Here is a 23,262-nt window from a genome sequence, read left to right on the forward strand (position 1 = left end):
CAGCAGACCGGCCGCAGCCGGCTTACATACCCTTGACGGTCTGGACCATTTCGGAGACGACCTTCTGGGCGTCGCCGAAGACCATGCGGGTATTGTCGCGGAAGAACAGCTTGTTCTCCACACCGGAGAAGCCGGCCCCGCGACCACGCTTGACCACGAGAACCTGGTCGGCGTAGTCCACGTTGAGGATCGGCATGCCGTAGATGGCGCTGCCCTCGTCCTCCCGGGCGGCCGGGTTGACCACGTCGTTGGCGCCGATGATCAGCACCACGTCGGTGTCCTCGAACTCCTCGTTGATCTCATCCATGTCGTAGATCATGTCGTAGGGCACGCCGGCCTCGGCGAGGAGCACGTTCATGTGGCCCGGCATGCGGCCGGCCACCGGGTGGATGGCGAACTTGACGTCCACGTCGTGCTTTTGCAGCAGCTCGACCATCTCCCAGAGCTTATGCTGGGCCTGCGCCACGGCCAGGCCATAGCCCGGGACGATGATCACCCGGTCGGCGTACCCCATCATGTAGGCGCCGTCGGCGGGACCGACCTCCTTCATCTCGCCCTCGGCCTCCGACTCGGCGGCGGCCGGGGCGGCACCGAAGCCGCTGAACAGGATGTTCAGCAGCGAACGGTTCATGGCCTTGGCCATGAGCAGGGTCAGCAGCATGCCGGCGGCGCCCACCACCGTACCGGCGATGATCAGCGCCAGGTTGCCCAGGACGTACCCCTTGAAGCCCACGGCCAGGCCGGTCAGGGCGTTGAACAGGGAGATGACCACGGGCATGTCGGCACCGCCGATGGGCACGGTGATGAAGATGCCCAGCGCCAGTGCGGCGATGAAGAACAGCAGGATCGGGAAGCCGGAGCCGGTATTGAACACCCAGATCGCCAGCAGCAGGGTCGCCGCGGCCAGAGCCACGTTCCACCACTGGTGGTTCTCGACCAGGGTCGACTTCTTCAGGCGATCATCCAGCTTGGCCCAGGCGATCATGGAGCCGGAGAAGGCCACCGAGCCGATCACCGCACCGAGCAGGCCGAGTGCCGCCGCGTCGGAGCCCATGGCCGCGGCCACCGAGCCCTCGTCCGCTCGCGCGCCCTGGAGCAGGGAGACCGCGGCGATGGCACCGGCGGAACCGCCACCGAGGCCGTTGTAGACCGCCACCATCTGCGGCATCTCGGTCATCTGCACCTTGAGCGCCGTGTACCAGGCGAAGGCGCCGCCAAGGACGATGGCGATTAGGATCAGGGAGATGTTCTCCATCCCCACGCTCGGGTGGGCGAAGGTGGCCACCGTGGCCACGACCATGCCGACACCGGCCCACATCACGCCCTTGCGCGCCGTCACCGGCGAGCTCATGGCCTTCAGGCCGAAGATGAACAGGATGGAGGCGACGAAGTAACTGAGTTGGACTACGACACTCATGTTCAGCCGTCCTCCTTCTTACTGCTCTTGAACATATCGAGCATCCGCTCGGTGACGACGTAGCCGCCGACGGCGTTGGCAGCGCCGAGCAGCACGGCGACAAAGCCGATGGCCTGCTCCAGCGGCGTCTCGGCGACGCCGAGGGCGACCATGGCGCCGACGACGACGATGCCGTGGATGAAGTTCGAGCCGGACATCAGCGGCGTGTGCAGGATGACCGGCACCCGGGTGATGACCTCGTAACCGGCCACCGCTGCGAGCATGAAGACATAGAGTGCGACGAGCCCGCCGACCTCGATCATGACTTACCTCCTTCCAGGCGCTCCCGGGTGGCCCCGTGGCGAACCTGGCCGTCGTGGGTCAGACAGGTATCCGCGATCACCTGGTCGTCCCAGTTGAGAGTCAGGTCACCATCCTGAACCATCAGCGTCAGCAGGTTGTACAGGTTCTTGCTGTACATCTCGCTGGTGTGGACGGCGACGCTGGCGGGGAGATTCTTCGGCCCGACCACCAGAACCCCGTTGTGGGTGACGTCCTTGCCGGCCTTGGTGACCTCGCAGTTGCCGCCGGTCTCGGCGGCCATGTCGACAATCACCGTGCCACCGCCCATGCGCTCGACCGTCGCCTTGTCGATGATCTTCGGCGCCGGGCGGCCCGGGATGGCGGCCGTGGTCACCACCACATGGGCGTTGGCGACATGGTTGGCCAGCACCTCGGCCTGCTGTTGCTGCTCCTCGGCGGTGAGCTCGCGGGCATAGCCGCCCTCGCCCACGGCCGAGACCCCGGTGTCGATGAACTTGGCACCGAGCGACTCGACCTGTTCCTTGGTCTCGGGGCGCACGTCGTAGCCCTCGACCTGGGCGCCGAGGCGGCGGCAGGTGGCAATGGCCTGCAGGCCAGCCACACCGGCACCGACCACCACGGCCTTGGCCGGACGGATGGTCCCGGCGGCGGTGGTGAGCATCGGGAAGAAACGCGGGGAACGCTCGGCGGCGATCAGCGCGGCCTTATAGCCGGCGGCAGCCGCCTGGGAGGAGAGGGCGTCGATGGACTGGGCCCGGGTGATCCGCGGGACGAGCTCCATAGCGAAGGAGGTGACCTTCCGCTTGCACAGCGTCTGGATCCGCTCGTCGCCCTCGTGGGGCGTCAGGAAGCTGATGAGCACCGCTCCTTCCTTCACCTGGCCGGTCTCCTTGACGCTCAGCGGCTGCACGCTGAGCAGGACATCGGCCTCCTTGAGCAGCTCGTCACGGGACTGGACGATGCGAACACCGCCGGCTTCGTAATCGGCATCATCGAACCCGGCGCCCTCACCCGCTCCCGTCTCCAGGAGCAGCTCGACGCCGAGTTTGCCGAACTGCTTCAGGACCCCAGGGACGAGCGCGACACGCCGCTCGCCGGGCCGGGTCTCCTTCGGCACGGCAACCTTGATGGCCATGGTTTGATCCCCCGTTTGCGGCAGTTGTTAGCCGTTGGATTGTTCGTGACGACTGTCCGGACGGGCCTCGACCCGGGCCCGGATCACGGCGCACGGATACCGCCGCGCGCCCAGCCGAACGGGCAGATGCTAGCGAATCGGCCACGGGGTGTGAAGCGGTGCCGCGGTGCGGCAAAACCGCAACCCCGCCCACCGACTGTTGTCAAGAGGCGTGCCAACCGGCTATAAGAGGGCAAGCCCAATGCCTGACACGGGGGTGGGCAGTGCTCGAACACCGCATATTGCGCACCGACATATCCGGCATGCCGCTGGAGTGGGTCGGCTTCGAGGAGGCGGTCCGCTACTACTACCTCGGCCAGGTCGCCTACGCCTGCGGCAGTACACTCTACCGGGTCCGAGGCGGGTTCAACTCGGCCACCGGGCGACGATCGTACCTTGACCTGAACTCGATCATCGCCACCGAGGGAACCCGACAGGCATCGCTCAAGGGTCGACCGGGCTACACGCCCCCGCTCAACAATCCGACCCTGTTCCGCCGCGACGCCCACCTCTGCCTTTACTGCGGCAGGCGCTTCCGTTCCTCCGAACTCTCCCGCGATCACGTCACCCCGGTCAGCCGCGGCGGCGCCAACACCTGGAACAACGTGGTCACCGCCTGCAAGCGCTGCAACAACCACAAGAGCGACCGGACCCCGGAGGCCGCGGGCATGGAGTTGCTGGCGGTGCCATTCACGCCCACCCACGCCGAGTATGTCTACCTGCAGGGCCGGCGCATCCTTGCCGACCAGATGGAGTTCCTGCGCTCGCACTTCCCGCGGCGCAGCCCGCTGCGGGTGCGCGAGCCGTAGCCCAGCAGCGCCCTTCTCCGAGGCGGCCTATTCGGAGCGCTCGATGCGCCGGCGCTCCTCGTAGAGCAGGTAGTCCTGGAGCTGCGGCAGCCGGTGCTCGTCGCCGATGGCGTCCTCGCCGCCAAGGACATGCCCCGCGCCTGGGTGACCTCCGCGGCCCCGGTCGATGAGCCAGTCCCAGGTCATCTGCCCCGGGTAGATCAGTCCGATATCGGCCCACGCCACCTCGGCCTCGTCCAGATCGCCCTCCGTGTAAGTGGCCACGATGTCGGCCTCCGGGGCGTCGCCCGCCTCCCCGGCCAGGGCAAGCGTGTGCGGCATCGAGACCCGGTGCCAGCGCTGCCCCACGCCCTCGTGGACGGCGAAGGCCACGTCGTAGACCTCACCGGGCTCCAGGGCGTGGCTGTCTGTGGGGTCCGGCGCCTCTAGCGAGCGGGTCAGGCGAACTCGCCAGGCGCCGTCCTCATAGCCACCGTCGGCCCGGATCGCCCCGCGGCTGCCGTCCGGCTCCTGCAGGAAACGCTGCGGCAGAACGTCCCCGTCCTCCCAGGGGTGGTCGGGGTCGAAATCGGTGGCGTGCCCCTCGCTCAGGTAGTAAAGGTCGTCCTGGTCGTAGTCACCCGCGAACAACCGCTCGCGGTCCAGGGCACGGAAGCCGGCCTCGTCGGGGTCGTACATCCAGCGCGGCTGCTCCGCCTCGTCGTCCCAGTTGTCGGTGAACATGCCGCGTCCCGCAGAGCTGTGGCGGTACTCGAGGACGTAGCCGTTGTCGGCGTAACCCAGGGGATGGGAGCGGTGGGCACGCCACTGCCACAGGTCGAGGAACTCACCGCGCTCGCGCATCGCCTCAAGCTCCGCCTCATCCCGCACGGCCGCCCAGTCGGCGGCGCCGTCACCGTCCTCGCGCGACTGGGGGATGTACTTGCGCACGTCCGAGCGCCCCAGGGTCTCGCCCAGGTGGGGGTGGGCCCGTACCTCGTCGGCCCCGGCGGCGCCGGTGAGCCCGCGCATACCCTCGTGGGCGGTCATGAATCCGCCGTAGCGGTCGAGCCCGACGTCCCCGTCGTCCAAGAGCATGGAGATGCGGTCCTCGTAGAGGCCGTGCTCGTCGGGTTCCGGACCCCCACTCCCGTAGCGGACCCACTCGCCACCGCTGCCGCGCCCCTCCACCTCGTAGACCCAGTACTGGTGATACCAGGACGGGGCCTCGGTGGCGAACTCGTAGCGGATCTGGATGGCCTCGTCGTTGTAGACGGCCCCCACCCGCAAGGTGCGCTCGAGCTCGCCGCGCGGCGGGATATAGACGTTACGCTGCGCATCCTCGGCCAGGGGCCGGTCCGGTTCCAGGCGGACGTCGAGCAGCGCCGAGGCCGCCCGCCACAGCCGCACGCTGTCGAACAGACCGCCCTCCAGCTCCACGTGGGCGAGACCAGCGCTGCGGTAGAGGTGGGCCTCCGGCGCCGCCGCCTCCAGTGCCTCGCTGTGGGAGAAGGGCACCACCCGGTCGTTGGTGCCGTGGACCAACAGCAGCTCCGGGTGGTAGTCCGACCAATCCCGACGGGACGGGTCCAGCTCCTCCAGGGCATCGCGGTAAGCGGCCGGGATCTGCTCCAAGTAGTCATCGAAGGCCTGGGGGTCGTCATTGGCGAGCAGATCCACCAGGGCGGCCGCCTCCTCGCCCAGCGCCGCGCGCTCGGCGCCGATGTCCGACTCTGGGTCATCCAGCCGGCGTTCGGCGATACGCTGCAGCCACTCCCGGTCATCCCCGTCCACCCGGCTGGCCAGTGCCTGGAGGAGAACCCAGCGGCTCTCCGCCCGTGGCGCCGGGTCATCCTGGGCGTCGGCCAACGCGTCGTACCCGGTGGTGATGTAGCGCAGCCACGCCTCAAGATCGTAGTACCCACCGATCAGGGCGACGAACTCCACGCGCCGGCGCAGCTCGTCGTCGGCGGTGGCGAGCAGCACCGGACCGCTCATCAGGCTCAGGGTGCTCACCCCCAGGGGCAGCCCGCGACTCGCCTCGCGGTTGGCCATATGGCGGACCGCATCGGCGACGTCATCGCGATTCTCCGGCCCCCAGCGCAGCTCGCGCAGCCCCTCCACCTCGGGCACCAGGACCCGGTAGCCGACTCGGGTCAGGCTCTCGGCCATCTCCACCAGGCGCCGGTCGTCCTTGCCCTGCTCGGTCAGGCCGTGAATCAGCACCAGGTTGCCGCGGGCCTCGCCGTCCGGGCGGTAGAGATCCGCCTCGCGCTCGCCTTGGCCCTTGTCGTAGCGCACTGAAGTGCGCTCAGGGTCGCCGCCGCGATCCTGCAGGCGGGTCTCTTCGTGGCCCTCGGCGCTCAGATCGCCGAGCAGCAAGGCGGCCTCGTACTCCCGGTCGAGGGTGGCGCAACCGCCGGCGGACAGGGCCGCTGCGGCGCAGGCCAGGGTGGCGGATCGGGGGATTCGGGACACGGTGGCACCTCGCTGTGGACACCCGGAACGGGGTCCGGGACGGTTGAGTCGCAGCCGCCTATTCTGCACGTTGTCCGTCACGCATCCGACCCCTGAACCGCAGGAGCGCTGGCCATGGATCTGCAACAAACCATCGAGACCGCCATCACCGAGGCCACCGGCGAAGCCTTCGGCCCGGCCCGCCGGGGCGGCGCCGGGGGCGGCTGCATTAACGACGCCTTCACCCTCAGCGACGGGCACCGCCGCTTCTTCGTCAAGATCAACGATGCCGCCGGGGCCGAATTGTTCGAGACCGAGGCCGACGCCCTGCGCGAGCTGGCCGGCGCCGGGGCACTGCGGGTGCCGCGGCCGATCGCCGAGGGCGCTCACGGCGGACAGCACTTCCTGGTCCTCGAGCACATCGACCTCTCCGGCCGGGGCGATACCGCCGGCTACCGGCGCCTGGGCGAGGGGCTGGCCGCCCTGCACGGGGCCTGCGCCGCGGCCCACGGCTGGCACCGGGACAACTTCATCGGCGCGACACCGCAGCCCAACGGCTGGGACGAGGACTGGGTCCGGTTCTTCCGCGAGCGGCGGCTGCGCCACCAGCTGCGCCTGGCCGCCGAACGCGGCGCCGGGCGCCGGGTGGTCGACGCCGGGGAACGCCTGGCGGCGGGGCTGGGGGCACTGTTCCGGGACTACACGCCGGCCCCCTCGCTGCTCCACGGCGACCTGTGGGGTGGCAACGCCGGCTTCGCCCGCGACGGCGCGCCGGTGATCTACGACCCGGCCACCTACTACGGCGACCGCGAAACCGACCTGGCCATGAGCGAGCTATTCGGCGGTTTCCCGAGCGCCTTCCATGAGGGCTACGACGCCATCTGGCCGCGTGATCCCGGCTACGCGGTACGGCGCGACCTCTACCAGCTCTACCACGTGCTCAACCACTTCAACCTGTTCGGCGGCATGTACCGGAGCCAGTCGCAGCGGCTGATCGATCGGCTGCTGGCCGAGATCGGCGGCTGAGCCAACACCGCGTGACAGTCGCTCACGCCGGCTCGCGCGAGCGCACCAGCGGCCGTGGCAGCCCACGGCCGCTCCAGGCCAGCACCGTGCGCATGGCCCAGTCGCGCTCGGCGGCGTAGTTGGTCAACCCGGCCAGGCGACGCACCTGGCGGCGGCTGATCTTGACTTCGTCGCCGGATTTGAAGCCGGGGTGCCGGCGGATCTGCCGCAGCGTGGCCAGCGACATCGTCGCCGCCCAGGCACAGAAACGGCGGATGCCCGGCTGCGTCGGGGGAATGCGCAGGATGTAGGCACGCGCCGCTTCCATGTGCTCGACCCCAATCTCGACCATGCGGCCGATACCGCGGTGGAACCCCGGGTCCTCGCTCCAGTCCGCATCGGGGCCGAGGCTGCAGCCGGATTCGGTGAAGACCTCCCGCGGCAGCCAACAGACCCCCCGCTGGCGGTCGGCCCAGACATCCTTGATGACATTGGTCGCCTGCAGCCCGAGGCCGAAGCGCCGGCCCAGGTCCATCATCTCGTCGCGGTTGCTGTCGAACCCGTCGACCTCGAGGATGAACAGGTCGGTGAGCATCTCGCCGACCACGCCAGCGACGTAGTAGCAGTACTCCTCGAACTGCGCCCGGTCGGCCAGCCCTACCGGCGAGCGCAGGCGCTGGAAGCGGGCCATCCCCTCGCCCATGACCGAAACGCAGCGGATCACCGGCCCCTGGTGGGCCTCGGGCAGCCCGCCGGTCACCGCGATCACGCGTGGCAGCGACACGACCAGATCGCGCTCGGCCGGCGGCGTGTCCCAGTCGAGCACCGCCTCGATTTCCCTGGCGAGCCGGCCAAGATCGCGGGCGCCGTGGAGGGCCTCCTTGAGGCCGATCATGAGGTCGTGCTTGGCCTCGACGTCGGCCGCCGAGTGGTCCTCGATGGTATCCGCCACCCGGCACAGCAGGTAGGCGTTGGTGACGGTATCGCGCAGTACCTCGGGCAACTGCGGGATGGTCAGCGCAAAGGTCCGCGATACGCCGGGCAGCGCCGCCTCCTGATAGGCGCGGTTCACCGCCCAGCGGTAGGCCCTGTAGCGATCACTCGTGGCTGAAGTGGAATGCATCGTAGAAGAGTCGCTCCGGGTTCAGTCCGTGCTCGAGGAAGGCCGCCCGCGCAGCCTCGGTCATCGGCGGCGGGCCGCTCATGTAGACATCGAAGCCGGAGAGGTCCGGGTGGTCGTGCACGACGGCCTCGTGCACCCAGCCGACCCGCCCGTCCCACGCGTCTTCGGCGCCGGGCTCGGAGAGCACCGGGGTGTAATCCACACCGGGGTGGGTCTCGGCCCAGCCCCGGGCCAGGTCGTCCAGGTACAGTCCGGCGCGTTCGCGGGTGCCCCAGTAGAGGTGAAACCGGCGCCGATCGCCCCGGGCCAGGGCGTGCTCGAGGATCCCCTTGAGCGGGCCGAAACCGGTGCCCCCACCGACCAGCAGCGCGGGCCGGTCGCCGTCATCGCGCAGATAGAGTTGGCCCAGAGGCCCCTCGATGCGCAGCAGCTCGCCCTCGCGCATCTCGTTGAAGACGTAGTCGGTGAAGCGCCCGCCGGGGATATGCCGAATGTGCAGCTCCAGGTGCTCGTCGTCCAGGGGCGAGCTGGCCAGGGAGAAGGCGCGCCGCTCGCCGTCGCCGAGCAGGATCTCGACATACTGCCCCGGCCGGAAGGGAAGGCGTTTGCCCTCGGGCAGACGCAGGAAGAGGCGGCAGATCGACGGCGCCAGGTGTTCCAGGCGGGCCACCCGCGCCGGCAGGATGCGCGGCGCCGCGGCGACGTCGCCCAGGGGCTCGAGGTCCACCGCCAGATCACTGGCGGCCCGGGCCTGGCAGAGCAGGGCCAGGCCCGCAGCACGCTCGGCGTCATCCAGGGCCTTGGGCTGGCCCGACGGGTAGGCGACCTCGCCGGCGCGCACCGGCGCACGGCACGTCCCGCAGACGCCGTTGCGGCAACCGTAGGGCAGCGAGACGCCCTGGCGCAGGGCGGCGTCGAGTACCGCCTCGTCGGGCTCGGCGCCGATCTCGGTGCCGTCACTGAAGCGCACGGTGTAGGTCATGGCCCTCTGCCTGGTTCGTAGGCGGCCGCTGCCGCGTCAATCAAGACCGAGTTCCGCCCAATAGGCGTCCACCCGAGCCCGGGTGGCCTCATCCATGGTGGCCGGTGTGCCCCAGGTGCGGTCGGTCTCCCCGGGCCACTTATTGGTGGCGTCGAGCCCCATTTTCGACCCCAGCCCCGAGACGGGGGAAGCGAAATCGAGGTAGTCGATAGGGCTGTGGTCGATGAAGGTGGCGTCGCGCCGCGGGTCGCTGCGGGTGGTCAGCGCCCAGATCACCGCCTTCCAGTCGCGGGCGTCCACGTCGTCATCGGTGACGATGATGAACTTGGTATACATGAACTGGCGCAGGAACGACCAGACCCCGAGGAGGACGCGCTTGGCGTGCCCGGGGTACTGTTTGCGGATCGTGACCACCGCCAGGCGGTAGGAGCAGCCCTCCGGCGGCAGGTAGAAGTCGACGATCTCCGGGAACTGCTTGCGCAGGATGGGCACGAAGACCTCGTTGAGCGCCTCGCCGAGCACCGCCGGCTCGTCCGGGGGCCGTCCGGTGTAGGTGGAGTGGTAGATCGGCGCCGCCCGGTGGGTGATCCGGTCGATGGTGAACACCGGGAAGGTCTCGGTCTCGTTGTAGTAACCGGTATGGTCGGCGAACGGGCCCTCCTCGGCGGTGTCCCCGGGGTGGATGTGGCCCTCTAGCACCACCTCGGCCGAGGCGGGCACCTGGAGCGACGACCCCTTGCAGGTCACCAGCTCCGTCTTCGAGCCGCGCAGCAGACCGGCGAAGGCGTACTCGCTGATGGCATCGGGCACCGGCGTGACGGCGCCGAGGATGGTGGCCGGATCCGCCCCCAGGGCCACCGCCACCGGGAAGGGCTCGCCGGGGTGGTGGCGCTGATGCTCGGCGAAATCCAGGGCCCCACCCCGGTGGGCGAGCCAGCGCATGATGACCCGGTTGCGGCCGATCACCTGCTGGCGGTAGATGCCCAGGTTCTGCCGCTCCTTCTCCGGGCCACGGGTGATCACCAGGGCCCAGGTGATCAGCGGACCGGCATCGCCGGGCCAGCAGGTCTGGATCGGCCAGCGCGACAGATCCACGTCCTCGCCCTCGATCACCCGCTCCTGGCACGGCGCCTTGCGCACCGTCTTCGGCGACATGTCCAGCACCCGGCGGAAGACCGGCAGCTGCCGCCAGGCATCGCGCATCCCCTTGGGCGGCTCGGGCTGGCGCAGGAAGGCCAGCAGCTCGCCGATCTCGCGCAGCGCGGCGACATCCTCGGCGCCCATGCCGAGGGCCACCCGGTGCGGCGTGCCAAAGAGGTTGCCGAGCACCGGCGTGTCGTAGCCGCGCGGGCGTTCGAAGAGCAACGCCGGGCCGCCGGCACGCAGGGTCCGGTCGCAGACCTCGGTCATCTCCAGATGCGGGTCCACCGGGTGGCGGATACGCTTGAGCTCGCCCCGGGCCTCGAGGTGCTGGAGGAACTCGCGCAGGTCGCGGTACTTCATACCGGGCTCCCGCCCTCGTCCCCCGCCAGCAGCGCGGGGTCGAACTCGGCGACCACCGGGGCGTGATCCGAGGGACGCTCCCAGCGGCGCGGCTCGACGTCGACCCCGGACGCGGTGCAGGCCCGCGCCAAGGCGCTGCTGGCCAGGATGAGGTCGATGCGCAGGCCTCGGTTGCGCTTGAAACTATTGACCCGGTAGTCCCACCAGGAGAATTGCGCCTCGGGCTGCTCAAACAGCCGGAAAGTATCCACCAGCCCCAAGTCGAGCACCCCCTGCAGCGCCTCGCGCTCGGGCGGGCTGAACAGCACCTTGCCCTCCCACTCGGCGGGGTCTTGGACATCCGCCGGCTCTGGGGCGATGTTGAAATCGCCCAGCACCACCACCTGCTCGTGGGCCGCCAGCTCCTGGGCCACCCAGTGGTGCAGGGCCTCCAGCCAGCGCAGCTTGTAGTTGTACTTCTCCGAGCCCACCTCCTGGCCGTTGGGCACGTAGAGATTGATCAGCCGCACCCCGTCCACGGTGCAGGCGAGCACCCGGCGCTGGGCATCGGCGAAGCCGGGCAGATCCGTCACCACCTCCTCCGGTGTGCTGCGGGCAAGCACGGCCACCCCGTTGTAGGTTCGCTGGCCGGCGAAACACGCCTGGTAACCGGCCTCCTGCAGCGCCGTGAGCGGGAACTGGTCGTCGGGGACCTTGGTCTCCTGCAGGGCGATCACCGACGGCTCAGCATGCTGCGCCCACGCCTTGACCTGCGGCAGGCGGACCTTCAGGGAGTTCACGTTCCACGAGGCGATCTTCACCGGGGTCTCCTTCTTCGGCGGTCGCCCCCAGCTTAACGGCTCGCCGGCGCCGCCACGAGTCCGCCGGGGGCTTGCCGGCAGCCGGCGCGGCCGGGAAACTGACCGGGTCCACGCCGACAGCAGGGCACGCCCATGGAATACCGTCCACTCGGCCACACCGATCTGCGCGTCAGCAGCATCTGCCTCGGGACCATGACCTGGGGCGAGCAGAACACCGAGGCCGAGGCCCACGCGCAGCTCGACCTCGCCACCGAGCGTGGGGTCAACTTCATCGACGCCGCGGAGATGTACCCGGTGCCACCGCGCACCGAGACCGCCGGGCGCACCGAGGCGTATCTGGGCAGCTGGCTGGCCCGCCAGCCTCGCCGCGAGGACCTGGTCATCGCCACCAAGATCGCCGGCCCCGGGCTCGACTCGATCCGCGACGGACAGCGCGCCTACACCGCCGAGCAGCTCCGGGAGGCGGTGGACGGCTCGCTGCGGCGGCTGCAGACCGACTACATCGATCTCTACCAGCTTCACTGGCCCGAGCGCCGCGCCAACTTCTTCGGGCGACTCGACTATCCCTGCCCTGAGGAAGAAGGCGAGGACGAGCGGGCGCGCATCCGGCGCACCCTGGAGGCGCTGGGCGAGCTGGTGGCCGCCGGGCGGATCCGCGCCATCGGCCTGTCTAACGAGACGCCCTGGGGGGCGATGCGCTTCATCGCCGAGGCCGAACGCCTGGGCCTGCCGCGCATCGTCTCCATCCAGAACCCGTACAGCCTGCTCAACCGCAGCTACGAGGTGGGCCTCGCTGAGGTCAGCCACCGCGAGCGCTGCGGCCTGCTGGCCTACTCGCCGCTGGGCTTCGGTGTGCTCAGCGGCAAGTACCTGGACGGGCAGCGCCCCGCCGCGGCCCGGCTGACCCTCTACGAGCGCTTTCAGCGCTACACCGGCGAGCGGGGCGTAGCGGCCACCCGGGCCTACGTCGAGCTGGCCCGCGAGCACGATCTCGACCCGGCGCAGATGGCCATCGCCTTCGCCACCCAACGGCCCTTCTGCACCAGCACAATCATCGGCGCCACGACCCAGGCGCAGCTGGCCGACAACCTGGCCGCGGCCGATCTGACCCTGCCCGAGGCGGTGCATGACGGCATCGAGGCGATCCACGCCGCCAACCCCAACCCGTGCCCGTAAGCCGGGGGCCGGCGGCGTGACTTGGCCCTGCCGGATCCCGCACCCCTGGCGCGTGGACGCCGCTGAAGGAGCGCGGATCCAACGCCAGCTGCACCAGCGGGTGCGGCTGGCCAACGACCTGCCGCCGGTAGTGAACGTTGCCGGGGTCGACGTCGGCTTCCGCGACGGCGGGGCCACCGCCTGCGCCGCCGTGGCCCGTTACAGCTGGCCGGGGTTCGAGCTGCAGGAAAGCCGGCAGGCCCGCCGCCCGGTGGAGATGCCGTACCGCCCGGGGCTGCTCTCGTTCCGGGAGCTGCCCGCCATCCTCGACGCTTTGGCTGGGCTGGAAACACTGCCCGAGCTGCTGCTCTGCGACGGCCAAGGCGTCGCCCACCCGCGCCGGCTCGGCATCGCCGCTCACCTGGGCGTCCTGCTCGAGCGACCGAGCATCGGCGTCGGCAAATCGCGACTGATCGGCTCGCACGCCGCGGTCGCCGAGGCGCGCGGTGCCAAGACACCGCTGTACGACGGCCAGGAGCGCATCGGCACGGTGCTGCGCACCCGTGCACGGGTGCGGCCGGTATACGTCTCGCCCGGTCACCGCCTAGACTACGACACGGCAGCGGCCTGGGTGATGGCCTGCTGCACCCGCTACCGCCTCCCGGAGCCGATCCGCACCGCCGATCGGCTGGCCTCGCGCGGCGGCTGACGGAAACCAAGGAGTTCTCATGAATCTCGAGAAGGTCGTCTTCGGCTTCTTCATCCTGCTGGCGCTGACCCTGAACTTCGGGTTCGTCTACGGGACGATCGACAACCCGGACCACCACGCCGCCTGGGAGCTGTTCGCCGCCATCGTGGTCAACCTGATCGCCACGGTGCTCAAGTTCGGCGAACGCACACAGATCGGTGCCATCCTCCTGGCGGCGAGCCTGGTTGCCGACCTGCAGCTGATCGCCGCCGCGGTGCTCTGGGGTGTGGCGGTCTACGGCACCGGCGTGGGCCTGACCGACATGACCATGGCCAGCATCGTCTCCCTGGCCAGCGGGGCGCTGGTGGCCAACGTGGTTTCGGTGACGCTGCTGATCATCGAGACGGTGAAGATCCACCGCTAGGCGCAGGACCGGTCCATGGGCAACGCCGCCTTCTACATGGTGCTGCGCCGCATGCGCGGCCCGCTGCTGATGCTCATCGGCAGCTACGCACTCGGCATCCTGGTGCTCATGGCCATCCCCGGCGAGCACCCGGACGGCGAGCCGTGGCGGATGAACTTCATCGACGCCCTCTACTTCCTGACCTACGTGGCGCCAACCATCGGCTTCGGCGAGTACCCGTACGAGTTCAACTACGCGCAGCGCTTCGGGTACATGCTGGCCATCTACCCGCCGGTGATCGCCTGGTTCTACGCCATCGTGACCATCGTCGGGCTGATCCAGGATCCGATCTTCCGCCGCACGGTCGAGGCTGGGCGCTTCCGGCGCCGGGTCCGCCGTCTCGCCGACCCGTTCTGGATCGTCTGCGGCTACGGCGACACCGGCTCGCTGCTGGTCCGCTCGCTCACCGAACGGGGCTGGGAAGCCACCGTGCTCGATGTCGACCGTGACCGCATCGCCGAGCTGGAGACCCGCGACCTACGGCTTTTCGTACCCGGCTGGCAGGCCGACGCCAACGTCACCGAGAACCTGCGCGCCGCCGGACTCGACCACCCGCAGTGCGCCGGCGTGCTGGCGGTAACCAACGACGACCACACCAATTTGCAGATCGCCATCACGGTGCGGCTGCTGCACCCGGAGCAGCGCGTCATCTGCCGCGCCGAGAACCGCGCCACGGCGGACAACATGGTCTCGTTCGGGACCGATTACGTGGTCGACCCGTTCTCCTCGTTCGCCGACCGGCTGGCGCTGGCGATCACCAAGCCGGAGATGCACCGGGTCTACGAGTGGCTGTCGGGGATGCCCAACACCCCCCTGTTCGAGCCACCCCGCCCCCCTTCGGGCCGGTGGCTGATCTGTGGCTACGGGCGCTTCGGCAAGGCGGTCTGCCGGCGGCTCGACAAGGTCAACGTGCCCTACACCGTTATCGAGCGGACCCCGGAGCAGACCGGCGCGCCGGAGGGCACCATCTATGGCAAGGGGACCGAGGCGGTGACCCTGCGCGAGGCCGGCGTCGAGCAGGCCGAGGCGGTGCTCGCCGGCACCGACGACGATGCCGACAACCTCTCCATCGTCATGACCGCGCGGGACATCAAGCCGGACCTCTACCTCGCCGCCCGCGAGAACCAGATGGCCCACCGGCCGCTGTTCAAGGCGGCGCAGCTGCAAATGCCGGTGGAACCGAGCTACCTGATCGCCACGCGCATGCTGAGCCTGATCACGGCACCGCTGCTGCCGGAATTCCTACGCATCGCACGCGGGTTCGACCGAAGCTGGCACGCCGCGGTGGCCCGACGCATCCGCGAGGTCAGTGGTGGCCGGGTTCCGGAGATCTGGACCCTGGAGGTGAGCGAGCACCGCAGCCCGGCGATCCTTGAACTCCGTCACGAGGGCACCGAGGTGGCCATCGGCGATATCCTGGCTGACCCCCAGCAGAGCGGCCAGGGCATGAACACGGTGGCGCTGCTGTTGGTCCGCCCGGAGGCCGTGGTCCCCCTGCCCGATCTGCAGGTGCCCCTGGAACCGGGGGACCGGCTGCTGTGCTGCGGGACCACCGAGGCGCGCGCGCAGCTGCGCTGGACCCTGTTCCACCGCAACACGCTGCGCTATCTGACCACCGGCGAGCAGCGCCCCGACGGCTCCATCTGGCGCTGGCTGGGGGAGCGCCGGTGAGCGAGGAGGCAGCCCCCACCGCACCGGCCGAGCGCAACGGCTACGCCGGGCTGCGGGTCTATCTGCACCCGCGGGTCATCGCCATGGCCTTCCTCGGCTTCTCGGCGGGGCTGCCGCTGCTACTGGTCGGCGGCACGTTCACCGCGTGGCTCCAGGACATGGGCGTCGAGCTGGCCGCCATCGGCTTTCTCAGCTGGGTGGGGATCGCCCACAGCATCAAGGTGGTCTGGGCGCCCTTCGTCGATCGCCTCACCCTGCCGGTGCTCGGCCCCTGGATGGGGCGGCGCCGCTCCTGGATGCTGCTCGCGCAGCTGATCGTGGCCAGCTCACTGCTCGGTATGGCACTGACCGACCCCACCGAGTACCTGGGCCTGGTGGCCGTGTTCGCCGTCGCCGCCGCCTTCGGCTCAGCCACCCAGGACGTGGCCATCGACGCCTACCGGGTCGAGGCCGCCGCCCGCCATCGGCAGGCGGCCATGGCGGCCACCTATGTCTTTGGCTACCGCATCGCCCTGCTCGCCGCCGGGGCCGGAGCGTTGCACCTGGCCGCCTGGGGCAACTGGACCCTGGCGTACAGCGGCATGGCGCTGCTCATGGGCGTGGGCCTGACCACAACGCTGCTCATCCGCGAGCCGCAGGTGGCCGTCAGCCGCGACACGCGGCAATTGGAGCAGCGGGTCGTCGACTACCTGGAGCGGACCCCGCACCGGGGCCTGCGCCGGCGGATTACGGCCTGGCTGATCGGCGCCGTGCTCTGCCCCTTCGCCGATTTCTTCAAGCGCTTCGGCCTCCCGGTGGCCATCATCATCCTGCTGTTCGTCGCCACCTTCCGCGTCAGCGACATCGTCATGGGCGTGATGGCCAACCCGTTCTACCTGGACCTGGGCTTTACCAAGGACCAGATCGCCAACATCGCGGCGGCCTTCGGCCTCGCCATGACCCTTTTCGGCGCCGCCCTCGGCGGCGTCATGGTCAGCCGCGTGGGCATCGCGCCGATGCTCATCGCCACCGCCATCCTGGCGCCACTGACCAACCTCACCTTCTCGTGGCTGGCGACACTGGGTCCGGAGATCCACGGCCTGATCGCGGCCATCGTGGCCGACAACGTCACCGGCGGCATGGCGATCGCGGTCTTCCTCGCCTACCTGGCGAGCCTGACCAACACCGCCTATACGGCCACACAGTACGCGCTGTTCAGCTCGCTGATGACGTTGCCGGGTCAGTTCCTCGGCGGTTTCACCGGGGTCGTCGCCGAGCAGGTGGGCTGGGTCCACTTCTTCATGATCTCTGCCGCCGCCGGGCTCCCGGCGATCGCCCTGGCCCTGGTCCTGCTGCGCTACGCCCACCCGGACCGCATCCACCGACCGGGACGCGACGGCGTAGAGACACCCTTGCAATAGCGCTAACATATCCCCGGCCGCGCGCGCCGGGCGTGCGGTGCATCCACCCCTGCAAACAGACGAGTCGTGACCCCATGGCCCAACAGAGCAAGCATTGCAACGTGCTGATCCTCGGCTCCGGCCCGGCCGGCTACACCGCGGCCATCTACGCCGCGCGGGCCAATCTCGATCCGGTCCTGGTCACCGGCATGGAGATGGGCGGCCAGCTGACCACCACCACGGAGGTCGACAACTGGCCCGGCGAGCCGGAAGGCATTCAGGGTCCGGAACTCATGGACCGCATGCGCCGCCAGGCCGAGCGCTTCAACACCGAGATCATCTTCGACCACATCCACACCGCAAGCGTGGCCGGGCAGCCGATCACCCTGGAGGGCGACCAGCATCGCTACACCTGCGACGCGCTGATCATCGCCACCGGGGCGAGCGCCAAGTACCTCGGCCTGGCGTCCGAGAAGCAATTCATGGGCAAGGGCGTGTCGGCGTGCGCCACCTGCGACGGCTTCTTCTACCGCAATCAGCCGGTTGCGGTGGTCGGCGGCGGCAACACCGCCGTCCAGGAGGCGCTGTACCTGGCGAACATCTGCTCCCACGTCACCCTGGTGCACCGACGCAACAACCTGCGCGCCGAGAAGATCCTCCAGCGCCAGCTCATGGAGCGGGTCGAGCAGGGGCGCGTCGATATCTGCTGGAACCGGGCCCTGGAGGAGGTCGTCGGTGACGACAGCGGCGTGAACGGCGTGCGCCTGCGCCATACGGAAAGCGGCGAGATCGCTGAACGCGAGGTCTCGGGCGTCTTCATCGCCATCGGCCACTCCCCCAATACCGGGCTGTTCGAGGGTCAGCTGGCCATGTCCGGCGGCTACATCCGGGTCAACAGCGGCCTGGACGGCAACGCCACGGTGACGAGCGTCCCGGGTGTGTTCGCCGCCGGCGACGTCTGCGACCACGTCTATCGCCAAGCGGTCACCTCGGCCGGCACCGGCTGCATGGCCGCGCTGGACGTGGAGCGTTACCTGGAGCGGCTCGCCCATTCTTGATTGGCCCCGGGGGCTGATTGAGAATAGAGCCCGTTTGTCACAGGCGCCGGGACCGCGGCCAAAAGCCGGACCGGCCACGCGCCGCCGAAAGGAAATCCAGCGGGAGGAGCCATGAGCCAACAAATCCAGTACCCCGAGGGCGGCCAGAAGATCACCGTCGGGTCCGACGGCCGACTTCAGGTCCCGGACAACCCGATCATCGGTTACGTCGAGGGCGACGGCATCGGGCCCGATATCAACCGCGCCTGCATGCGCATCTGGGACGCCGCGGTCGAGAAGGCCTACGGCGGGCGGCGCAAGATCCACTGGGCCGAGCTGTACATGGGCGAGAAAGCCGCCGCCCTGTACGACGGCAACTACTTCCCCGATGAGACCAAGGCCGCCCTGAAGGACGTACTCATCTCCATCAAGGGGCCCCTGACCACGCCGGTGGGCGGCGGCTTCCGGTCGCTGAACGTCTCCCTGCGCCAGGAGCTCGATCTGTACGCCTGCGTCCGCCCGGTGCGCCACTACGCCGGTGTCCCCTCGCCGCTGCAGCGCCCCGAGGACATCGACGTGGTGATCTTCCGCGAGAACACCGAGGACGTCTACGCCGGGATCGAGTACCAGGCCGGCAGCGCCGACAACGAGAAGGTCGCCCGCTTCCTGCGCGAGGAGATGGGCGAGACGTTCTTCGACGGCGCCGGTCTCGGCGTCAAGCCGATCAGCCCGTTCGGGACCAAGCGCCTGGTGCGCAAGGCGATCGAGTACGCCATCGAGCATAACCGCGAGAGCGTCACCCTGGTGCACAAGGGCAACATCATGAAGTACACCGAGGGGGCTTTCCGCACCTGGGGCTACGAGGTCGCCCGCGAGGAGTTCCCGGACCAGACCATCACCGAGGAGGAGCTCTACGCCACCTACGGCGGCAAGCGCCCCGAGGGCAAGATCGTCATCAAGGACCGCATCGCGGACATCATGTTCCAGCTCATGCTGCTGCGGCCCAACGAGTTCGACGTCCTCGCCACCATGAACCTCAACGGCGACTACCTCTCGGACGCCATCGCCGCCGAGGTCGGAGGCGTGGGCATCGCGCCGGGCGCCAACATGTCCGACAACGTGGCGGTATTCGAGGCCACCCACGGCACCGCGCCGAAGTACGCCAACCAGGACAAGGTCAATCCCGGCTCGCTGCTGTTCTCGGGCGTCATGCTGCTCGAGCACATCGGCTGGAGCGAGGCAGCCGACCTGATCCGCGCCGCCTACGAGAAGGTGGTCGGCGCCGGGATCGTCACCTACGACTTCGCCCGCTCGCTGCAGGGCGCCACCGAGGTGAAGACCAGCCAGTTCGCCGACGCGCTGATCGATCAGATGCACGGCACCATCGACATCGACCGCATCCAGCGCGAGCGCGAGGAGGCGATCGAGGCCGAGCGCCAGGCCCGCGAGCAGCGCCGGGTGGTCGCGCCACTCGAGGAGATGGTCGCCTCGGGCCGGGTGCCGCACACGGTGGCCGACCTCATGAACCCGAACCTGGTCACCATGTCCGGCGATACCAGCGTCGAGGACGCCATGCACCTGATGCGCGAGCGGCGGATCTCCTCGGTGGTGGTCCAGCCCGCGCCGGACGAGGCCGACGGCATGGGCATCATGACCCAGCGCGACGTCATCAGCCGGGTGGTCTCGGCCACCAAGCAACCGAGCCAGGTACGCATCTCGGAGGTGGCTACGCGGCCGCTGATCACCGTACCCGAGGACACCTCGCTGCTCGACTGCGCCGAGCGCATGGGCGCGGAGAACATCCGGCGCATGGTGGTCATCGACACCCAGGGCCGGCCGATCGGGATCATCTCCGATACCGACATCTTCGCCAGCGTCGAGCAGTTCGGGCTGCCCGAGTAGGCCGAGTGACCACGCAACCACCCCAAGCAGGCGGGGCGCAACGGCATGGAAGAGCATCAGGATAGCGACAGCGCCCTGCGCGAAGACATCCGGGACCTCGGCGAGTTGCTCGGTGCCACCCTGCGCGAGCAGGGCGGCGCCGAGCTCTACGAGACCGTCGAGCGCGTCCGGGTGCTGGCCAAGACGGCCCGCGCCGGGGACGACGAAGCTGCGCAGGAGCTCGAACGGACCCTGTCGGAACTGCCGCCCGAACAGGTCACCCCGGTGGCCCGGGCCTTCTCGCAGTTCCTGAACCTGGCCAACATCGCCGAGCAGCATCACCGGGTGCGGCGCAGCCGCGAGTGGGCCCGTACCCCCGAGGCCCGACCGCTGTTCGGCTCCCTGGCCGAGACCGTCCCCCGACTGGCCGCCGACATGGAGCCCGAGCAGCTCCACGAGGCCATCTGCAGCATGGACATCAACCTAGTGTTCACCGCGCACCCGACCGAGGTGCAGCGGCGGACCATGCTGCAGAAGTACAACCGCATCGCCGGGCTGCTGGACAACCGCGACCGCTTCGGCCAGACGCCCACGGAGGTGGCCGAGACGCGGCTGGCGCTCAAGCGCGAGATCACCGCAGCCTGGCACAGCGACGAGATCCGCCGCCGCCGCCCCACCCCGCAGGACGAGGCCCGCTGGGGTCTAGCGGTGGTCGAGCAGACACTCTGGGACGCCGTGCCGCGCTACTTGCGCAGCCTTGATCACACCCTGCGCGAGCACACCGGCCGCCCGCTGCCCCTGGACTGCGCGCCGATCACCTTCGGCTCGTGGATGGGCGGCGACCGCGACGGCAACCCCAACGTCACCCACCGGGTCACCCGGGACGTGGCCATCCTCTCGCGCTGGATGGCCGCCTACCTCTACGAGCGGGACATCCAGCGGCTGGTCTCCACCCTGTCGCTGCAGGTCTGCGACGATGAGCTGCGCGAGGAGGTCGGCGGCGAGGCGTGGGAGCCGTACCGGGTGGTGCTCAAGCGGCTCCGGGCGCGGCTGCGCCAGACCATGCGCTGGGCCGAGGCCAAGCTCCAGGGCGGTCGCCCCCCGGAGAGCGACATCCTCTCCGACGTCGAGGACCTGCGTCAGCCGCTGCTGCGCTGCTACTACTCGCTGCAGCGCGTCGGCGCCGGGGTGGTCGCCGAGGGCGAGCTGCTCGATACCATCCGCCGGGTGAGCTGTTTCGGGCTCACCCTGATGCCCATGGACATCCGCCAGCACGCGGAGCGCCACACCGCGGTGCTCGACGCCATCACCCGCGCCGTGGGACTGGGCAGCTACGCCGAGTGGGACGAGCCAACCCGCCAGCAGTGGCTCTTCCAGGAACTCTCCCACCGCCGCCCGGTGATCCCGCTGGACTTCAAGCCGGAGCGCGAGGTCCAGGAGGTGCTCGACACCATCCGCATGCTCGAGGAGATCGGCCCCGACGCGGTGGGGGCGTACATCGTCTCCCACGCCGCGAAGCCCTCCGACATCCTCGCCGTGGAGCTGCTGCAGAAGGAGTGCGGTCTCACCCACCCCACCCGGGTGGTGCCGCTGTTCGAGACCCGCGACACGCTGGCCGAGGCGGCCGACACCATGGAGGTGCTCTTCGAGAGCGACTGGTACCGCCAGCGCATCGCCGGCCGCCAGGAGATCATGATCGGCTACTCCGACTCCACCAAGGACGCCGGTCACCTGACTTCCACGTGGACGCTCTACCAGGCCCAGGAGCAGCTGGTCGCCCTATCCCGCCGGCAGCGTATCGATCTGACCCTGTTCCACGGGCGCGGCGGCAGCATTGGCCGTGGCGGCGGCCCGACCCACGCCGCCATCCTGGCCCAGCCGCCGGGCTCCGTGGACGGGACGCTGCGCGTCACCGAGCAGGGCGAGGTGATGCAGGCCAAGTTTGGACTGCCCGGGATCGCCCTGCGCAACCTGGAGCTCTACACCACCTCGGTGCTCGAGGCGACGGTCCGCCCGCCGGAACCACCGCCGCAGCGCTGGCGCGAGATCCTAGACCGGCTCAGCGCCCGGGCCATGGCGGCCTATCGCGACACGGTCAAGGAGCGCCCGGAGTTCATGGACTATTTCCGGGCGGCTACCCCCATCGACGAGATCTCGCGGCTGACCATCGGCAGCCGCCCGGCCAAGCGCTCGCCGGATCAGATGACCGTGGACAGCCTGCGCGCCATCCCCTGGGTCTTCGCCTGGACCCAGACCCGGCTGATGCTCCCGGCCTGGCTGGGTGTTGGCGAGGCGCTCGAAGAGGCCATCGAAGAGGGGCTAACCGAAGAACTACAGGAGATGTTCGCCCACTGGCCCTTCTTCGAGGCCTTCCTCGACATGGTCGAGATGGTCGTGGCCAAGGCCGAACCCGGCGTCAACCGGCTCTACGAGCACGCCCTGGTCCCCGAGGAGCTGCGCGGGGTGGGCGACGAGCTGCGCGAGCGCTTCGCCCGCACCCGCGACGCCGTGCTGACCATCACCGGGCACGAGCAGCCGCTGTCGGACTTCCCGGTGGTCAAACGCGCTGTGGAGGTCCGCAACCCCTACGTCGACCCGCTCAACCTGTTGCAGGTCGAGCTGCTGCGTCGTTCCCGGATGTGCGAGGACGACTCCCTGCGCCGCGGCCTGCAGGTGGTCATCAACGGGATCGCGGCGGGCATGCGCAACACGGGATAGACCGCCATGTACGATTACCAGGAAGAGTTCATCCGCTTCGCCCTCGACCGCGGGGTGCTGCGCTTCGGGCGCTTCACGCTGAAATCCGGCCGCGAGAGCCCCTACTTCTTCAATACCGGGCTGTTCAACAGCGGCGAGGCCCTGAGCAGGCTCGGCCGCTGCTACGTGGAGGCCCTGGCGAGGGCACAGGTTGACTTCGACCTGGTCTTCGGCCCCGCCTACAAGGGCATCCCGCTGGCCACGGCGCTCAGCATGGCGTTGGCCGAGACGCGCAGCCGCGACGTCCCCTACGCCTTCGATCGCAAGGAGGCCAAGGACCACGGCGAGGGGGGACGGCTGGTGGGTGCACCGGTGGATGGTCGGCGCGCCGTGATCGTCGACGACGTGATCTCATCGGGCGGATCCATCCGCGAGGCCGCCGAGCTGATCACCGCCGAGGGCGGCCGCGTGGCCGCGGTGGCCATCGCGCTCGACCGCAAGGAGCGCGGCGCCAACCAGGTCTCCGCCGTCCACGAGGTCGAACAGGCCCTGGGCGCCCCGGTGGTCCCGATCATCACCCTGGATCACCTGGAAACCTACCTGGCCGAGCACGGCGGCAAGGGCGAGACTCTGGACGCCATCCGCCAGTATCGGAGCCGCTACGGCGCGGCGTAGCCGCGCCGCCGGCTGGCGCCGCTCGGCCCGGCTGGATACGATAGGTGGAGTGCCTGAACCCCCC

Annotated in this window: 19 protein-coding genes and 1 pseudogene; 12 read left to right on the top strand and 8 right to left on the bottom strand. The window is 69.5% G+C overall.

Annotated elements, in window-relative coordinates; translation table 11 throughout:
* Positions 1 to 22: 22 nt before the first annotated feature.
* From CCR79_RS12075 to CCR79_RS12085, 3 genes are read right to left on the bottom strand one after another with little or no spacing between them, the layout of a single operon-like run.
* Positions 23 to 1,417 (bottom strand): NAD(P)(+) transhydrogenase (Re/Si-specific) subunit beta, encoded by a 1,395-nt coding sequence (locus tag CCR79_RS12075; RefSeq protein WP_201173179.1) that lies wholly within the window; start codon positions 1,415 to 1,417, stop codon positions 23 to 25.
* A gap of 2 nt (positions 1,418 to 1,419) precedes the next feature.
* Positions 1,420 to 1,719 (bottom strand): NAD(P) transhydrogenase subunit alpha, encoded by a 300-nt coding sequence (locus CCR79_RS12080; protein WP_011815061.1) that lies wholly within the window; start codon positions 1,717 to 1,719, stop codon positions 1,420 to 1,422.
* Complete coding sequence (locus tag CCR79_RS12085) at positions 1,716 to 2,855, bottom strand: Re/Si-specific NAD(P)(+) transhydrogenase subunit alpha (RefSeq protein WP_201173189.1); 1,140 nt, start codon at positions 2,853 to 2,855, stop codon at positions 1,716 to 1,718. Before CCR79_RS12085 ends, CCR79_RS12080 begins: the two co-directional genes overlap by 4 nt.
* Before the next feature lie 302 nt (positions 2,856 to 3,157).
* Here CCR79_RS12085 and CCR79_RS12090 point away from each other — a divergent pair, with 302 nt between their 5' ends.
* Positions 3,158 to 3,703 (top strand): HNH endonuclease, encoded by a 546-nt coding sequence (locus CCR79_RS12090; protein WP_201173390.1) that lies wholly within the window; start codon positions 3,158 to 3,160, stop codon positions 3,701 to 3,703.
* 27 nt (positions 3,704 to 3,730) lie between these two features.
* Here CCR79_RS12090 and CCR79_RS12095 read toward each other — a convergent pair whose 3' ends face one another.
* A complete protein-coding gene (locus CCR79_RS12095) occupies positions 3,731 to 5,092 on the bottom strand; it encodes an ethylbenzene dehydrogenase-related protein (RefSeq protein WP_370645243.1) in 1,362 nt (453 codons plus the stop codon).
* A gap of 1,182 nt (positions 5,093 to 6,274) precedes the next feature.
* Here CCR79_RS12095 and CCR79_RS12100 point away from each other — a divergent pair.
* The gene (locus CCR79_RS12100) at positions 6,275 to 7,165 is read left to right on the top strand and encodes a fructosamine kinase family protein (protein WP_201173191.1); all 891 of its coding nucleotides are present in this window, start codon (positions 6,275 to 6,277) and stop codon (positions 7,163 to 7,165) included.
* Positions 7,166 to 7,187: 22 nt separating this feature from the next.
* On the opposite strand, the gene CCR79_RS12105 is transcribed toward CCR79_RS12100, so the two are convergent.
* Genes CCR79_RS12105 through xth form a run of 4 tightly spaced genes read right to left on the bottom strand, consistent with a single transcriptional unit; the run spans position 7,188 to position 11,552 of the window.
* Positions 7,188 to 8,267 (bottom strand): phytoene/squalene synthase family protein, encoded by a 1,080-nt coding sequence (locus tag CCR79_RS12105; RefSeq protein WP_201173193.1) that lies wholly within the window; start codon positions 8,265 to 8,267, stop codon positions 7,188 to 7,190.
* Complete coding sequence (locus CCR79_RS12110; protein ID WP_201173194.1) at positions 8,242 to 9,249, bottom strand: CDP-6-deoxy-delta-3,4-glucoseen reductase; 1,008 nt, start codon at positions 9,247 to 9,249, stop codon at positions 8,242 to 8,244. Before CCR79_RS12110 ends, CCR79_RS12105 begins: the two co-directional genes overlap by 26 nt.
* Positions 9,250 to 9,285: 36 nt before the next feature.
* Positions 9,286 to 10,752, bottom strand: coding sequence for a 4-hydroxy-3-polyprenylbenzoate decarboxylase (ubiD, locus tag CCR79_RS12115; RefSeq protein WP_201173195.1), 1,467 nt, complete (start codon positions 10,750 to 10,752; stop codon positions 9,286 to 9,288).
* Complete coding sequence (gene xth, locus CCR79_RS12120; protein WP_201173196.1) at positions 10,749 to 11,552, bottom strand: exodeoxyribonuclease III; 804 nt, start codon at positions 11,550 to 11,552, stop codon at positions 10,749 to 10,751. The genes ubiD and xth overlap by 4 nt, the downstream gene beginning before the upstream one ends.
* Positions 11,553 to 11,684: 132 nt before the next feature.
* Here xth and CCR79_RS12125 point away from each other — a divergent pair, with 132 nt between their 5' ends.
* From CCR79_RS12125 to pyrE, 10 genes and pseudogenes are all read left to right on the top strand, one after another.
* Positions 11,685 to 12,728 carry an NADP(H)-dependent aldo-keto reductase gene (locus CCR79_RS12125; RefSeq protein WP_201173205.1) on the top strand — a complete coding sequence of 348 codons (1,044 nt, stop codon included), beginning with the start codon at positions 11,685 to 11,687 and terminating at the stop codon, positions 12,726 to 12,728.
* 16 nt (positions 12,729 to 12,744) lie between these two features.
* The gene (gene nfi / locus CCR79_RS12130; RefSeq protein ID WP_238633269.1) at positions 12,745 to 13,416 is read left to right on the top strand and encodes a deoxyribonuclease V; all 672 of its coding nucleotides are present in this window, start codon (positions 12,745 to 12,747) and stop codon (positions 13,414 to 13,416) included.
* A 19-nt stretch (positions 13,417 to 13,435) separates the two neighbouring features.
* Positions 13,436 to 13,819 (top strand): DUF6394 family protein, encoded by a 384-nt coding sequence (locus CCR79_RS12135; RefSeq protein ID WP_201173209.1) that lies wholly within the window; start codon positions 13,436 to 13,438, stop codon positions 13,817 to 13,819.
* A gap of 15 nt (positions 13,820 to 13,834) precedes the next feature.
* The gene (locus CCR79_RS12140) at positions 13,835 to 15,529 is read left to right on the top strand and encodes a potassium channel family protein (protein WP_201173211.1); all 1,695 of its coding nucleotides are present in this window, start codon (positions 13,835 to 13,837) and stop codon (positions 15,527 to 15,529) included.
* The gene (locus CCR79_RS12145) at positions 15,526 to 16,929 is read left to right on the top strand and encodes an AmpG family muropeptide MFS transporter (RefSeq protein ID WP_201173213.1); all 1,404 of its coding nucleotides are present in this window, start codon (positions 15,526 to 15,528) and stop codon (positions 16,927 to 16,929) included. The genes CCR79_RS12140 and CCR79_RS12145 overlap by 4 nt, the downstream gene beginning before the upstream one ends.
* Before the next feature lie 74 nt (positions 16,930 to 17,003).
* Positions 17,004 to 17,966, top strand: coding sequence for a thioredoxin-disulfide reductase (gene trxB / locus CCR79_RS12150; protein ID WP_201173215.1), 963 nt, complete (start codon positions 17,004 to 17,006; stop codon positions 17,964 to 17,966).
* Positions 17,967 to 18,077: 111 nt separating this feature from the next.
* Positions 18,078 to 19,319: pseudogene (gene icd / locus CCR79_RS12155) on the top strand (isocitrate dehydrogenase (NADP(+))); the annotation flags it as partial.
* 147 nt (positions 19,320 to 19,466) lie between these two features.
* Complete coding sequence (locus tag CCR79_RS13730; RefSeq protein WP_255772131.1) at positions 19,467 to 19,847, top strand: CBS domain-containing protein; 381 nt, start codon at positions 19,467 to 19,469, stop codon at positions 19,845 to 19,847.
* Between the two features lie 45 nt (positions 19,848 to 19,892).
* Complete coding sequence (gene ppc / locus CCR79_RS12160) at positions 19,893 to 22,544, top strand: phosphoenolpyruvate carboxylase (protein WP_201173221.1); 2,652 nt, start codon at positions 19,893 to 19,895, stop codon at positions 22,542 to 22,544.
* A gap of 6 nt (positions 22,545 to 22,550) precedes the next feature.
* Positions 22,551 to 23,198 carry an orotate phosphoribosyltransferase gene (gene pyrE, locus CCR79_RS12165; RefSeq protein ID WP_201173223.1) on the top strand — a complete coding sequence of 216 codons (648 nt, stop codon included), beginning with the start codon at positions 22,551 to 22,553 and terminating at the stop codon, positions 23,196 to 23,198.
* Positions 23,199 to 23,262 lie beyond the last annotated feature (64 nt).

The organism is Halorhodospira halophila, from assembly GCF_016653405.1.
Lineage (GTDB): Bacteria > Pseudomonadota > Gammaproteobacteria > Nitrococcales > Halorhodospiraceae > Halorhodospira > Halorhodospira halophila_A.